This is a genomic window from Sphingobacterium sp. UBA7253 (genome assembly GCF_002472745.1).
GTDB lineage: Bacteria > Bacteroidota > Bacteroidia > Sphingobacteriales > Sphingobacteriaceae > Sphingobacterium > Sphingobacterium siyangense.
In genome coordinates this window covers 124,251-138,418 of the sequence record NZ_DKSP01000119.1, presented here as the reverse complement: position 1 = coordinate 138,418, position 14,168 = coordinate 124,251, and the positions used below count along the sequence as shown (strand labels likewise).

Below are 14,168 nucleotides of genomic sequence, written 5' to 3'. Positions count from 1 at the left end.
GAAAAACTAAAAGAATATTCTGTCAATGACCCTTATTCCGGCAAAACAGTCACTGGCGGTATTATTACCATTACCGATTCTGATTGGCTGATGAGTTTCACCTGTAATAGACAGCCACATTTCCCTGGCCAACCGGATGATGTTCTTGTCTTATGGGTATATGCCTTATTTATGGATAAAGAAGGAAATTACATCAAAAAGCCAATGCCACAATGTACTGGAGATGAAATTTTAGCCGAACTATGTCACCATTTGGGCATTATTGATCAACTGGACGATGTTATCAAAAATACGATTGTACGTACGACATTTATGCCTTACATCACCTCGATGTTTATGCCAAGAGCAAAAGGCGACCGTCCGAGAGTCGTACCTGAAGGATGTAAAAACCTGGGCTTGATCGGTCAGTTTGTCGAAACCAACAATGACGTTGTCTTTACCATGGAAAGCTCGGTACGTACCGCACGTATTGCGGTATACGAACTGCTGAACTTAAACAAGCAGGTTCCGGATATTAATCCCCTACAATACGACATCCGCCATCTTTTGAAAGCAGCCAAAACATTAAATGATGACAAACCATTTGTGGGCGAAGGCTTACTACGTAAAATGCTAAAAGGCACTTATTTTGAACATATCCTGCCTATCGGTTCTGAGGAACAAGAAGACCATGAATCTTTCCTGACAGAGCAGATCACCAAATTCAAAGATTGGTTAAAAGGAATTAAAGGATAGGGATCACAACCTGCGCCATGATTCCGTGGCGCAGATTTTTACGAATTGAAAAAACAATAACATCATGGACTTTAAAAATATAACGATAGCTGGCAGTGGGGTTTTAGGCTATCAAATCGCTTTCCAAACAGCATTTCATGGCTATCATGTCACTGTATACGACATCAACGACGATGTATTAAAAAAAGCAGCAGCAAAATTTGATATTTTGGCGCAGGCATTCGAGAAAGATCTTCATGCGAGTAAAGAACAACTGGCTTCAACCTTTGACAGGCTAAGTTATAGTTCAGATCTGGCCGCGGCGGTAGCAAACGCAGATCTTCTTATCGAAGCCGTTCCCGAAAACCCAGCCATTAAAATTGGCTTCTATCAGGAGTTAGCGAAAGTGGCTCCGGAGAAAACCATTTTTGCCACAAACTCCTCAACCTTGCTACCAAGTCAATTTGCCCAAGAAACCGGCCGTCCAGAGAAGTTCCTGGCGCTACATTTTGCCAATGAAATCTGGAAGCACAATACAGCAGAAATTATGGGCCATCCGGGTACAGACAAAACTGTATTTGAGCAGGTTGTAAACTTTGCAAAATCCATTGGCATGGTTGCCCTCCCGCTGCACAAGGAGCAGCCTGGCTATATTGTAAACTCCTTACTTGTCCCATTACTTTCGGCGGCAACAGATCTTTTGGTCAACGAAGTGGCGGATGCCCAAACGATCGACAAAACCTGGATGGTTGCCACTGGGGCGCCAACAGGCCCCTTCGGCATACTCGATATCGTTGGCATCACAACAGCTTATAATATCAATAAAATGAGCGCCGATGCAACAAATGATCCCTTAAAGATCAAAACAGTGGCCTATCTCAAAGAGCATTTTATAGACAAAAACAAATTGGGCGTCGCTACTGGGGAAGGGTTCTATACCTATCCCAATCCGGCCTATCAATCGCCCGACTTTTTAAAGTAGGTCTCTTCATAAACACTAAATCGTCGCAGGTGGAGCGGTGACGATTTAGTGTTTATGCTTATTTCAATCCGCTTCCTTCTTTCACTCATTTGCATATACTCCGTTCAACCATGCAAAAGTTGAACGATGCTGTCCATTCAATACCGGTTTGCTGATACCCATTGTTTTAAGGATGGCATCAAATGCTTCACCGATCATCAAATCATCACGATTGCTAAAAAGTGAAACCACAAGGTCTTTCTGTACATCGATATATACGATATGATGAAACCCGGTAGATTCACCTGAATGAAACAGGATTTTATGGCCTGCATTTTTTTGAATAAACCATCCGAAATGATACGCTATTCCATCCTTTACCGGGTAGGCCATTTGATCGAACAATTGCTCCAGTCCCGGCTGTATTAACCGATCTTTTACCAAAAAATTGGCCCATGTATGATATTCATCCGCAGATAGATAAACACCCCCATTCCCCTGTGTCGCACTTGTCACACTCTGATCGGCAAACAGGTAGGAGCCTTCTGTCGGATGATAACCGTAGACTCGTTCATCAACCGTCGTGCCCGGTTCATATACCAATCCCTTGCTAATGCCTATGGGTTCAAACAAGTGATTTTTGACAAAGGAAGCAAAGGATTTTTTTGCAACATGCTCGACAATCAGCGATAAAAGACAATAGCCTGTATTGCTATAGCGAAATTGACTTCCCGAAGGGAAATATAAACGATCAGTCTGCCGGATATACTTCAGCACATCCTTATCCGATACCTGATCTTTCCTTTCTTTCGGTATAAGCTCTTCATAGTCCCAGATTCCGGATGTATGTTGCAGAAGCTGTGCTACAGTAATACCTTTCAGCGCGACTGGCAGATCTTTAAAAAAAAGGGACAATGGGTCGTCTAGTTTTAAACGCTTTTGAATCACTAAGGTATATATCGCCTGTGCAGTCACCTGTTTGCTTACCGATGCCAGGCGAAAATGTGAGCTGGATGTGATTGCACGCTTTTCCTTCAAATCTGCACGTCCAATTGCATAACGATAAATAAGACGACCATTTTGGCTAACTGCACAGCTAATCCCCGGAGCTGCCGGGTCCTTATAATAGCCTGCAATGGTGCTATCCAATTTTGATTTATCCATTTTTTGTCCCATAACAACACTTGTTACACAGATCAAAATAAAACTCAGTTTTAGGTTTATCATATTTTATACAGTACATTTCGGTTTATATTGTCAGCCTCCTGAAAGGCACAGCGTATTAAATCAATTTGATCTTATTGCTTTTCAAAAATGTACCCTTCAAAAATCGAAATTTTCTTGCAATGCGCGGGTGTTTTTATTGATTTTTATTTATTTCTTTTAATTTTGCTTTCATGCTTCATTTCTCATGAAGCCGAACTGATCCGGAATCCTTCCCTCAGTTCTTCATTAAAAAATCACGACAGACTATGTTTTTTATTTTCAGTATCTACGACTTTGTATTAGCAGAAAAAACGGTAACCGCAACCTTAAAAAAAGAAAACGCGCCAAGAAATTTCACCTTGCAGATTATTACGCCAGCCCGTCGGTTTATAGGCCTACCTTTTGGCGGTGGATTTGTCAAACTTTCCAGACTTTACGACGAACAGGGTAAATTGATTCACGCACGGAATTATTCAGATGAATTAAAAGCAGAGATCAAAGCGTTCAAAAGTCAGTATAGCATCCCCTATTTTCAGTTATGGAAAGGATTTCTAATTGTCACTGCGGCAATCCTTATCTGGGCAGTCATTTATGGGGTAAAGAATAAATTGGGAAATCAACAACGGGAAAAAGAAGTTGGTCAGATGATTGATAATTTGAAGCAACTAAAGGCAGGCCAGCTTTATGGCGCTACTTTTTTTACCGATCAGGATGGTAACAGTATAAATGGACTTCCTGCAGGTTGGATAAAAATAGATAAAATCGTGGGCGACACTGTTTTTATACATCGTTCAAAGCAGCTCGACACAAATTCGGCACTTTTTGACATGAAGAACATTGCTTCGTTCAGGCCCCAATCGACCGATGAATGGCAGGAAAAAACAGAAAAAATGGATTTAAATCTATTGAAAAAACAGCTCGAGGATGCTGCGACAAAAAAAGTCGATCTGCTCTATATCGGTAAAGACCACGAGAAATATTCAGGTGTTATATTGACGATAAAAGGTAGCGAGTAAACCTTATTTCTAGGTATAACCAACGTATTGACTTTTCAGCGCAGACAGATCATGCGGCTAGATCCATACTTAAAAAACTCAAGATCGAACGTTTTAAGCAGCGGCCGATCTTGAGTCTCTATTTTTAGTACTGGATTTTTTCTTTTAGTACTGGATTTTTTCGTCAATATCGTATTTCATGCCTGGATAGTGCAGCAACCTTCGCATCAAGGCAATCTGACCGGCCAGATAATCTTCCCGTCCGATACACATCCCTATGAAATTTAGCTTGTCCTCCTCAATAAAAGGGATATTCATATTAATCTTAAATAGTTCAGCCAGCTGCGTATCGTCCACTTGCAGCAAAGCAGCATAGACTTTCGGTGATATCGCTTTAAAATTTTCTTTTAATTCCTGCACACTGGGATAGTGATTACTTTCATCGAGTGTCTTTCCCATAAAAAATAGCTCATGGTAAGGATCATTTTCCTGAAGCCCAAGAACATGTGCCATTGCATAACGCACATTTACAAAATTACCCGCCATCCATACGATATGGTTGGTCTGTCCATCAATTCGTTTTAATGCATCTTCTTCCGAAACGCCATCCAACGCATTCAGAAAAATTTGACTGTGCATGCGATAAGCAGGAATGATGATTTCTAATTTTAATGATTTCGGTTTATCCATTTCGTTTTGATTTTTTTAAATACTAAATAACTGATTTAGACTAAAATTACACGTTTCAATAGCGATTACACTTGTCGTAGGACAAGAAATAAAAATGAACAAAATTGATAGATCATTGCGAAATAAATTCTAAATTTCTACTAAATTGAAGTTCTATCTTTACCACATGAAGATTTTGATCATAGAAGACGAATTGGAGCTGGCCAAAAGCATCGCTACATACCTTAGCGAGCAACAGTATTTATGCGAATTTGCGCCAACTTTGCAGGATGCTCTGGACAAAATTCAGTTATACCAGTACGACTGTATCTTACTGGATATCGGCCTACCAGATGGAAATGGTCTGAAACTACTCGAAGAGTTGAAGACGCAGCGAAAGCAGGACGGTGTGATCATCATTTCTGCAAAAAATGCATTGGACGACAAAATCCATGGACTACAACTGGGGGCCGACGATTATCTGACCAAACCTTTCCATTTATCTGAACTCACAGCACGAATCTATTCCTTGATCCGTCGAAAACAATTCAATAGCTCAAATATTGTTGTGCAAAATGAAATACAGATTGATCTACTGGCAAAAACTGTTATTGTCAATGATCTTCCTGTTGTATTGACCAAAAAAGAGTTCGATCTGCTGATGTTTTTTATCGGCAACAAAAATAAAGTAATTTCAAAAAGTACCTTAGCAGAACACTTGTCCGGCGACATTGCTGATATGCTCGATAACCATGACTTTGTCTATGCTCATGTCAAAAATTTAAAAAAGAAACTACAGGACGCCGGAAGTCAATCCTATATCAAAACGGTATACGGTACGGGCTACAAATGGGAAAATTAAAATAGTGAGATGAAACCCCTACTGAGCAAAATAACGACCCCATTTCTACTCTATGTATTGATTGTACTAGGTGTCAGTATTCCTGTTTATTATTTTGTAATCGACGGGATATGGAAAAGTGAATTAGACGAACATAACGAAATTATCGTCAAAAAAACAACCTACGAACTGAACAGTTTAAAACTCTCCGAAGACAAGCTCGAAGCCAGCATCGCTTTATGGAATAACATACAACCTGAAACCAATATACATCGCGTAAAGCCGGGCGATTTATTGCAAGATAGCGTGTATACCATCGAAAAACCGCAGCGTTTTGTCGAGCCAAAGACAATTGACCGATTTAGATGCCTATCATCTGTTATTCAGATCAATGGTGCGCCTTATCGTTTTACCGTACAAACAAATATTGAAGAATCTGTAGAAACCATCGCCGCCATCGCCGCAACAACCTTGTTTTTCTTTGTTATCTTGGTCATTGGTTTACTTATTATCTCCAGAAAAATATCACTTAGGCTCTGGAAACCATTTCGAGATACCGTTGATAAATTGAAGGCATTTAATCTCAATAGTCAACAACAGGTTGACTTTCAGCAAACGGACACCATAGAGTTCCATGAGCTTAATCAATCCTTATCCAAGCTTCTTGAAAAAAACCTGGCCGTATACCGATCACAAAAGGAATTCACTGAAAATGCTTCTCATGAATTGCAAACACCTTTGGCAATCCTAAAAAATAAGTTAGATATCTTATTGCAGTCCCCGGATCTAAGCGATGAGCAATACCAGCTCTTTGAAGATATGCATAAAGCGCTTTCACGTAGCACGCGAATCAACCGCAACCTGCTGCTGCTCGCCAAGATTGACAACAGTCAATTCGATCATTCCGAAAAAATCAGTATGGACTCGCTTGTTACACAAAGTATTGAAGTCATGCAAGAACATCTGGAGCTAAAACAGCTACGACTGCAACAAGAGATCCAACCATCGGTGCTGCTGACAGGAAACAGCAGTCTGACCGAAATTCTGATCAACAACCTACTCCTGAACGCCATACGTTACAGCAATGCCAACGATACAATTGCTGTACATCTCAATCAAACTTCTTTAACGGTATATAACCCCGGTTCAATGCCCTTAGATAAAATACTTTTATTCAAACGGTTTTCCAAACTTTCGAAAAACAGCCAAGGCAGTGGTTTAGGATTGGCAATTATTACCGAAATCGCCCGGTATCAAGGCTGGATTGTTGATTATCAATTTGAAAATAATCAACATATTTTTTCCATTCATTTTTAAAATTCCAAAAGTAGTCCTACGATCAATAACAGACATTAGGTAAGTGATGTCATCGCAGGACCGTGTAGAAAGTTTTATTTGCATATCCGTGTAAATTTAGCTTAGTTTAATACATTTGTAGGGACGATGCATGGATAGCCCCTGATTTGGTATCATAGATAAATTTCGATTCATCGAAGTTTTTAACGTTTTTCTTTATATGAAGATTCTCCTAGTCGAAGATGACGTACGTGTCGCAGGATTGATCAAACGCGGACTTGATGAAAATGAATTTCAAACAGCTATTGCCTACGACGGCATATCTGGAAAGAAAATGGCCTTACAACACGACTTTGATCTTATCATAACCGATATCGTACTCCCTAAGATGGATGGATTGGATCTCTGCAAAGAGATTCGTCATATCAAACCCGATGTTCCCATTATCATGTTAACAGCATTAGGAACTACAGACGATAAAATTGAGGGTTTTGACGCCGGAGCGGATGACTATCTGGTCAAACCTTTTGAAATGCGCGAACTCCTAGCCCGCATCAGAGTCCTGCTCAAAAAATATCAAAAACAAGATACACTCACAGGAACAATTTTGCGTTATGGAGACCTGGAAATGAACCTCCATACCAAAAGCGTCAAAAGGAATAATACCGAAATCCATTTGACCCCCAAAGAGTTCAAGTTACTCCATTATTTATTGCAAAATCCCGAGCGTGTCCTTTCCAGAATGGAAATTGCTGAAAAAGTGTGGGAAACACATTTCGACACCGGAACCAACTTCATTGATGTTTACATCAACTATCTACGTAAAAAAATCGACAAAGATTTTGCAACCAGATATATCCATACCAGATCCGGAATGGGCTTTATTCTAAAACAGGACTAATGCGGATCAGGACACGAATCTCCATATTATTCACGCTGATTACAGCCACCATATTGCTGGTATTTGCCTGTACAGTATATTTTTCAGCGGTGGAGAATCGGGAAAGAGAGTTTTACGCCCTATAGAAAAAAGAAGCTTACACCAAAGCAAACCTTTTTTTGAATGCAAAAGTCGACAAAAAGACCTTAGAAGATATCTACCACAACAACCGAAAAATCCTCAACGAAGTCGAGGTTGCAATTTACGACACCCGTTTTGATCTCTTGTATCATGATGCCGTAGATATCGACTTTGTCAAAGAGACACCAGCCATGCTGCAGGATATTCTCAAAAATAAAGAGATACGATTTTATCAGGAAAAATGGCAGGTCATCGGCATAACCTTTCCATATAAAGACAAAACTTACATCATCACAGCCGCAGCCTATGATCAATACGGCTACAATAAACTGAATAGTCTATTATCTACCATTTTTTTGGTTTTCATTTTGTCTATATTTCTGATCTATGCAGCAGGAATATTCTTTTCCAAAAAGGTCTTTCAACCTATCCTGGAAATGACACAACGTGTAAAAACCATTTCTGCGACAAGTTTGGATGCCAGGCTTACGAGTAGCGGAAATAAAGACGAGCTTTCCGAATTGGCCAGCACATTCAATGCGATGCTCGACCGCCTCGAGAACTCCTTTGATGCCCAAAAGCATTTTGTCTCCAATATCTCGCATGAGCTAAGAACACCCTTGGCCGCCATGATTGCAGAACTCGAGATTTCTGCCAATAAGGACCGTAGCATAGTGGAGTATAAAACTGTCATCGACAATACGCTAAATGATGCCCAAAAACTGAAGAAGTTATTTAATAGCTTACTTGATTTTGCCAAAGCAAGTTACGACAGTGCTGAAATCGCGTTTAAAACCTTACGTATAGACGAAATACTAATTGATGCATGCCAGCAGGTTCTCCAGTCAAGTCCAAATTATAAACTCGACATTTTTGTCGATCCGGCGATTGAAGATGAAAAACTTCTATCCATCAATGCAAATGAGTATCTATTGCAGGTCGCCTTTGTCAACCTCATTGAAAATGCCTGTAAATTTTCACCCAATCAAAAATGCCTAATCGCTATCAAAGCGGATGAAAATAGAATTCAGCTGGAATTTAAAGATGACGGAATAGGCATTGACCCAGTCGATCTGCCCAATATATTCACACCATTCTATCGTGGAAGCAACAAAGATTATAGCGAGGGAAATGGTATTGGTTTATCGCTTACCCGAAAAATCGTGCTTCTCCATCAAGGCGAGATCACCGTCCGCTCGGCAAAAGGCGTTGGAAGTGTTTTTAGCATTGATATCTCACATCGTTCCCTATCCTGATAGCATGCTATTTTTTTTTAAGTCTCCTTAACCAGCATATTGTGGTAAAGGAAAAATGTAGCACTGTCAGCTAAGCAGGAGAAATTCTGTTTTTTCTCAACTTTTTATACATGCTTTTCAAGGAAGGCGAAATCAGTATCAGCAAAAGTATGCTGATACTGATCATGGACATGATCTCATAATAATCCATGGCATAGCGCACAAAGGATTGGATCTTGACCCGCTCAGCAACGAGCTTTAAGGCTGCCGTATGTTCCTTATACTGCAGTCCATGCTGCAAAATGCTGACAGATTCCTGCTGCAGGTACTCCCGAAATAAGGGATTGCCCACTTCCGTTTGGTCCCTAAAAACCTGCTGGTGCTGGGCATATTCAAACAACTTGAAAAAATTCTGCAAACCGATACTGCTCGTGTAGCCCAGGTATCGGATAGCAAGACAGACCGCAGCCGCAGAAGCCCCCAATTGCGGGCTGACACTGGTAATACAAAATAAAATGGTGGGTACCATAATAAGCCCTACTCCGAGTCCATGTAAAACTAAGGGTATCCAAAAATGCGCATCATTCCCCTGCCCCTCAAAGGAGAAAAACATCCATTGGTGAAACAGCAGCAAGCAACAATAGCCCGAAATCCAGATCCATTTTACGGGGCGTTGCCCAAGCATCCAATACAATGAGCCTAGAACACCAGCGACAATACCAGCAATATTAAACCACTGGATATAGGACAAATGAATAGGATCGAGTTGAATAACCTGTACGAGATATTGATTTGAGATGGTCAAGGAGAAACGCTCAATATACATCATGTACAAAATCAATAAGCCCAAGAGAAAGTTCCTGTTTTTAAAAATCACCAAATGAACATACACACGCCTGAGCACCATTTGCCGAACAATAAAAAGAATAAGCAACGTTAGACCTACCCCGAATATGATCAGCATATGCTGATCGTTAAACCAATAAACTTCTTGTCCATACACCATTAGATAGCCAAAACTGACGATCACAAGACTATAGAAAATGCAGCTTGCCCAGTCTAATGAAAACAAAGGGTAAGGACGTATATGCCGTATGGAGCGCATCGACAGCATAATCAACAATAAACCCGGTACAAATGATAAGGCAGCGTATAGATAGAGCTGATCAAAATTGAATGAATCGATAAATTCAGCCGTGACGAAAGTATTAAATGGGGAGCTGCAGAGTAACATACCAAAAAAGACAGCATAACTTACTTCCTTAGCCCGATCGCTTTTCAACCGTGAGAATATCATGGAGATCGATAAGTTTACGGCAGAAGCAAACAACATCCCTTGGAAAAAGCGCAGGCCATATACCCAGCTGATATCGGTGATGCTGTACATCAAAAAGCAATTCAATAGCTGTAGAAGATTAAAAATAATGTAGTACTGCTTGATGGGAAAGTATAAAAAAAAGCGCCGTTCTAAAACGTAGAATCCAACAAAACCAGCATAAAACAAAATGATCAGAAACTGGACATCACTGGGTTGTGCACCGTAAAATCCAGCGGTGACATTTGTATTTGCACCCGGCAGGAAAAATAAGACCATACTGGGCATCAAACTGCTAAACAAGATAAGCTTGATCAACCACTCCGGCACCCATTCTTTAAAAATTCCCTTCACTATTTCTGTTTTTTTGATACCGATACATTCACATTCATTCCCGAAAGAAGCTGTTGGGCTCCCTTTTGCTTATCCAGCTCAATGCGCACAGGTACGCGTTGTACAATCTTCACAAAGTTGCCCGTTGCATTATCTGGCGGCAAAAGGGAGAATGCAGATCCAGTAGCCGGGGAGATGGAAATAATTTTTCCATAAAATTTTTGATCCGGATACGCATCAGCAACCACCTCAACCCTATTGCCAAGATGCAAATAGCGGAGTTGTGTTTCCTTAAAATTAGCGGTTACCCAGGTTGGGGTTTCTCTATTGACGATAAAGCCCAAAACTTCGCCAGCACTTATCATTTGACCTTTTTCAATCGTGCGTTTGCCAATCTGTCCATCGTAAGGTGCGCGAATAACGGTATAGCCGACATCAAGCCGTTTGCGGCCGACAGCTGCCGTTAAACGAACACGTTCGGCATCAACCACACCTTTTTTCATATCCACATCATGCACACGCTCCTGTGAAGCCTGTAATTTATGCTTTAACGAAGCCAGCTCACTCTTATACACATCCAACGTCGCTTTTACATCCTCCAGTTGCTGTGCCGTTGCAGACTTTTCCTGAAACAAATAATTATATCGATCATATTCCAACTGTTGCTTGGTTACCCGAGCCTCCCCGGCAGCAATTGATGTGCGTAAAGATTCATGTTCCGCCTGGAGAATTTCCTTTTGACTATGAAGAACATTGATCTCTGCAGCTTCCTTATTGACGGATGCCGCTACCTGATCAGCCTCATATTTATATTCCTTATTATCTATAAGCAACAAGGTATCACCCCGTTTAACCAATTGATGATCGTGATAATGCACAGAAACTACATATCCTCCTACCCGGGAAACAATGGGATTGATATACTGCGTTACCTGTGCATCATTTGTGTAGGTATACCGCAGTCGCATCCATAATGCTTGAGCGCCCCATAACAACAAGGCCAACAAGACAATTCCGGCCAACCAGTTGGTGATTCGAGTGAGTTGTGCCTCCACAACTGTTCTTCGTGATTTAGGTTTCATTAGATAGTACCCTTCAAAAATTCGATAAAATAATAATGTTTCTGTATCGCAATATGTGCGGTTTCAAGATCAAAAAGTGTTTTTAGGTATTGCATATCAGCATCCAATAGATCCGTAATCAAAGCCGATGATTTAAAATACCTGTTTTTTATAATTCGTGCATTTTCCTGCGCCAACGCCTTATTGTTTTGACAGACGTCCTGCTGCTTAATAGCCAATTGATAATCCAACAGGGCCTGTAACAGCTGATTTTCCAGAATCTCCTCTTCATGATGGTGTTTTACCTCTTGTCGATCCAATGCGATCTGTGCTCCGCGCACCACGTTTTTATTGAGATAGATAGCCGAGATCGGTATGCTTAATTTGAGCCCTGTGATACTCAGATTATACCAGCTGGGATTATAGGGATACAAGAAGACCTGTGGATTGGCAAAGGTAAATGTGCTGGTCAAACCCAACTCAGGAAGATAATTTGATCGCGCCTGTTTGACCGACAATTTCTTCAAAACAACTTCCTGTTCGGATTTTAGAAGGGAAAAAGCATGGCTTCGCGCTTCGGCAACAAGCGCTTCATAGCTGGGGCTTTCCACTTTAAAAGGTTCGGTCAAGGGGATAATCTCTGCTGTAATACCGCCAATTAGCTGCAGCTTCTGATTTGCAGCCTGAATATCATGACCGATCTGCACGAGCAACAGTTCCCGCTTCGAAAGTTCCAACGAAATACGCAAGACGTCACTGTGTAATACCACGCCCGCCTTATACAGATGCTCAATCTCCTTGAGCTGTACCCGTTGATCAGCAATATCCTGCTCGATTAAAGATCGGTTACTATACGACAGTTCCAAATCCAAAAAAAGATTGCAAACCTCCAATTTCGTCTGTGCTGCGGCATTCTTCCAATCGATTCTAGCCAGCTCATTTTCCAGTTTTTTGGACTCTATTTTCATTAGGTCCCGATGCCCATTGTAGAGGTTCAGATAAAAATCCAGGCCGCTATCGTACAAGTAATGAATGATATCATGCTGGGAAGGTTTATTTAAAAGCCCCTGGTCATATACAGGCATATTACTTGCATAACTAGCAGAAGCTCTGGCGGAAATCTTAGGGAGCAACTCCATGCGTTGCTGCTGTACTGCCACCTCAGTTTCTTTGAGCTGCAAATAGGACTGCTCGATGTATTTACTGTTTTGTAGTGCTTTGTCGATCATGTCTTTCAGCGACATACGCAAAGAATCGAGGGCGAAGGTGTCCGAAATAGCGCATACTAACAATCCCATGGTTAGTATGCCTTTTGCCCAATAGGGAGGAAAAAAGTTCACGTGTGCTATGTAATTTTTTTGCGTTGCAAACTTAGACACTTATTGGAACTTGGATTTCTTCACAAACGCCAATATGTTATGGAAAAAAGACATTTTTTCATCAATTCAAACAAAAAGACCAATATCTGCCAAGAAGTCCTTACAATATCCTTTTTTACAGCACATAAAAAAGGCCTTTCAAATCATGATTTGAAAGGCCTTTCTCGACGGTATAATAATAGATTATCCGTATAAGGAATCTTCTATTGCATTCCACAACTGGATTCTCTTTTGTAGCGCAACTTTACTGATCTCTTTCATTTCCGTCCATTTAACCTCATCGTCCTTCGCAAGATCTGTGATCATCTGCATCGCCAACGGTCCATGCTCGTCGCCGTCAAGATCAATATGGCGTTGAAAATAATAAATAAAGCTATCCAGATTGGCTGTAGGAAAGTTTGTTTTAATTTCTTCCAAAATAGAGGTAAACATTCCCGGGATAAGATCTTCGCGTCCAAATGTAAATGCTGCAGCAATTTTATGCACCTCGCCCTCAGCAATCACTTCGAATGTAAAATTCAAAAAGTCTTTGATCCGCTTGTCCAATGTGGTCGTTGCAATGACATCGAATATGTTGCTCGATTTTTTGGCTTGAGCAATAAATTTGTTGACCAGATGAAGGTCGGCACCCATGGCATCCATGGCGTCCAGATACATCTCAAAATGGCTCAAACGGCGGCCATCAATGTATTCATCCGACTCCTCAGCCAATACAATTTCGTTGATTAGATAGCGTGTTGATGGATGCTCACTCGCAAACCAAGGTAAAGTCGTACAGGTCAATTTAATCTGTAAAGCTTTTAGTAAAGACATAAAATCCCATACAGCGTACACATGCCCTTCTGTAAAAGAACGTAGATTCTTGATCGTTTTGATCTTACGATATAAAGGGTGTTGCAATAATACCTCGCGTTCGGCAGCAATGTATTCGTTAATTTCCGCAATTCTATTCATGGCGCAAAAGTATTGTCTTATCTCTATTTTTAAAAGTATTTTCGATGAGATTACAGTAACATGATAAATTTTTCGCCCAGCTATCCGCTTCATAACCAAATCACAGCCAACCACGCGCCTCGCTTTTGACCTCCGTATTCCTGTTGCTAACGCCCATTTACCCTTAAAAACAAAAATATTTTTTATTA

At 40.7% G+C, this 14,168-nt stretch carries 13 protein-coding genes; 7 read left to right on the top strand and 6 right to left on the bottom strand.

Translation table 11 applies throughout. The features are described 5' to 3' along the window. A partial coding sequence (locus B2X72_RS12160) for an oleate hydratase (RefSeq protein WP_286849712.1) occupies window positions 1-735 on the top strand: 735 nt, incomplete at its 5' end. A gap of 64 nt (window positions 736-799) precedes the next feature. Next, window positions 800-1,696 (top strand): 3-hydroxyacyl-CoA dehydrogenase, encoded by an 897-nt coding sequence (locus tag B2X72_RS12155; RefSeq protein ID WP_115050007.1) that lies wholly within the window; start codon window positions 800-802, stop codon window positions 1,694-1,696. Window positions 1,697-1,777: 81 nt separating this feature from the next. On the opposite strand, the gene B2X72_RS12150 is transcribed toward B2X72_RS12155, so the two are convergent. Next, on the bottom strand, window positions 1,778-2,902 hold the full coding sequence (locus tag B2X72_RS12150; RefSeq protein ID WP_083295997.1) for a serine hydrolase domain-containing protein: 1,125 nt from the start codon (window positions 2,900-2,902) through the stop codon (window positions 1,778-1,780). A 245-nt stretch (window positions 2,903-3,147) separates the two neighbouring features. Here B2X72_RS12150 and B2X72_RS12145 point away from each other — a divergent pair, with 245 nt between their 5' ends. Next, window positions 3,148-3,897, top strand: a complete 750-nt coding sequence (locus B2X72_RS12145) for a hypothetical protein (RefSeq protein WP_070567022.1) — start codon at window positions 3,148-3,150, stop codon at window positions 3,895-3,897. A 144-nt stretch (window positions 3,898-4,041) separates the two neighbouring features. Here the strand turns inward: B2X72_RS12145 and B2X72_RS12140 are convergent, their stop codons facing one another. After that, on the bottom strand, window positions 4,042-4,566 hold the full coding sequence (locus B2X72_RS12140; RefSeq protein WP_286849711.1) for a DinB family protein: 525 nt from the start codon (window positions 4,564-4,566) through the stop codon (window positions 4,042-4,044). 166 nt (window positions 4,567-4,732) lie between these two features. Between B2X72_RS12140 and B2X72_RS12135 the strand changes: the two genes are divergently transcribed. The 4 genes from B2X72_RS12135 to B2X72_RS12120 all read left to right on the top strand — a co-directional run bounded on the left by B2X72_RS12135 (window position 4,733) and on the right by B2X72_RS12120 (window position 8,959). Continuing rightward, window positions 4,733-5,407, top strand: a complete 675-nt coding sequence (locus B2X72_RS12135) for a response regulator transcription factor (RefSeq protein WP_070567028.1) — start codon at window positions 4,733-4,735, stop codon at window positions 5,405-5,407. A 9-nt stretch (window positions 5,408-5,416) separates the two neighbouring features. Then, window positions 5,417-6,703: a sensor histidine kinase gene (locus B2X72_RS12130; RefSeq protein WP_070567030.1), complete on the top strand. Its 1,287-nt coding sequence runs from the start codon at window positions 5,417-5,419 to the stop codon at window positions 6,701-6,703. A gap of 199 nt (window positions 6,704-6,902) precedes the next feature. Continuing rightward, on the top strand, window positions 6,903-7,583 hold the full coding sequence (locus tag B2X72_RS12125) for a response regulator transcription factor (protein WP_070567033.1): 681 nt from the start codon (window positions 6,903-6,905) through the stop codon (window positions 7,581-7,583). 158 nt (window positions 7,584-7,741) lie between these two features. After that, the gene (locus tag B2X72_RS12120) at window positions 7,742-8,959 is read left to right on the top strand and encodes a HAMP domain-containing sensor histidine kinase (protein ID WP_236560265.1); all 1,218 of its coding nucleotides are present in this window, start codon (window positions 7,742-7,744) and stop codon (window positions 8,957-8,959) included. Window positions 8,960-9,029: 70 nt separating this feature from the next. Here the strand turns inward: B2X72_RS12120 and B2X72_RS12115 are convergent, their stop codons facing one another. The 4 genes from B2X72_RS12115 to B2X72_RS12100 form a co-directional block, all read right to left on the bottom strand. After that, the gene (locus B2X72_RS12115; protein WP_139145021.1) at window positions 9,030-10,607 is read right to left on the bottom strand and encodes a beta-carotene 15,15'-monooxygenase; all 1,578 of its coding nucleotides are present in this window, start codon (window positions 10,605-10,607) and stop codon (window positions 9,030-9,032) included. Further along, window positions 10,607-11,668, bottom strand: a complete 1,062-nt coding sequence (locus B2X72_RS12110; RefSeq protein WP_070567039.1) for an HlyD family secretion protein — start codon at window positions 11,666-11,668, stop codon at window positions 10,607-10,609. The genes B2X72_RS12115 and B2X72_RS12110 overlap by 1 nt, the downstream gene beginning before the upstream one ends. Further along, window positions 11,668-12,987, bottom strand: coding sequence for a TolC family protein (locus tag B2X72_RS12105; RefSeq protein WP_175442013.1), 1,320 nt, complete (start codon window positions 12,985-12,987; stop codon window positions 11,668-11,670). The genes B2X72_RS12110 and B2X72_RS12105 overlap by 1 nt, the downstream gene beginning before the upstream one ends. A 222-nt stretch (window positions 12,988-13,209) precedes the next feature. After that, a complete protein-coding gene (locus B2X72_RS12100) occupies window positions 13,210-13,980 on the bottom strand; it encodes a DUF3050 domain-containing protein (protein WP_070567045.1) in 771 nt (256 codons plus the stop codon). Window positions 13,981-14,168: the final 188 nt, after the last annotated feature.

What these genes read in the sequence shown, in the direction of transcription:
- B2X72_RS12155 (WP_115050007.1), top strand. Translation starts at nt 800, where the DNA reads ATGGACTTTAAAAATATAACGATAGCTGGCAGTGGGGTTTTAGGCTAT.
- B2X72_RS12150 (WP_083295997.1), bottom strand. Translation starts at nt 2,902, where the DNA reads ATGATAAACCTAAAACTGAGTTTTATTTTGATCTGTGTAACAAGTGTT.
- B2X72_RS12145 (WP_070567022.1), top strand. Translation starts at nt 3,148, where the DNA reads ATGTTTTTTATTTTCAGTATCTACGACTTTGTATTAGCAGAAAAAACG.
- B2X72_RS12140 (WP_286849711.1), bottom strand. Translation starts at nt 4,566, where the DNA reads ATGGATAAACCGAAATCATTAAAATTAGAAATCATCATTCCTGCTTAT.
- B2X72_RS12135 (WP_070567028.1), top strand. Translation starts at nt 4,733, where the DNA reads ATGAAGATTTTGATCATAGAAGACGAATTGGAGCTGGCCAAAAGCATC.
- B2X72_RS12130 (WP_070567030.1), top strand. Translation starts at nt 5,417, where the DNA reads ATGAAACCCCTACTGAGCAAAATAACGACCCCATTTCTACTCTATGTA.
- B2X72_RS12125 (WP_070567033.1), top strand. Translation starts at nt 6,903, where the DNA reads ATGAAGATTCTCCTAGTCGAAGATGACGTACGTGTCGCAGGATTGATC.
- B2X72_RS12110 (WP_070567039.1), bottom strand. Translation starts at nt 11,668, where the DNA reads ATGAAACCTAAATCACGAAGAACAGTTGTGGAGGCACAACTCACTCGA.
- B2X72_RS12100 (WP_070567045.1), bottom strand. Translation starts at nt 13,980, where the DNA reads ATGAATAGAATTGCGGAAATTAACGAATACATTGCTGCCGAACGCGAG.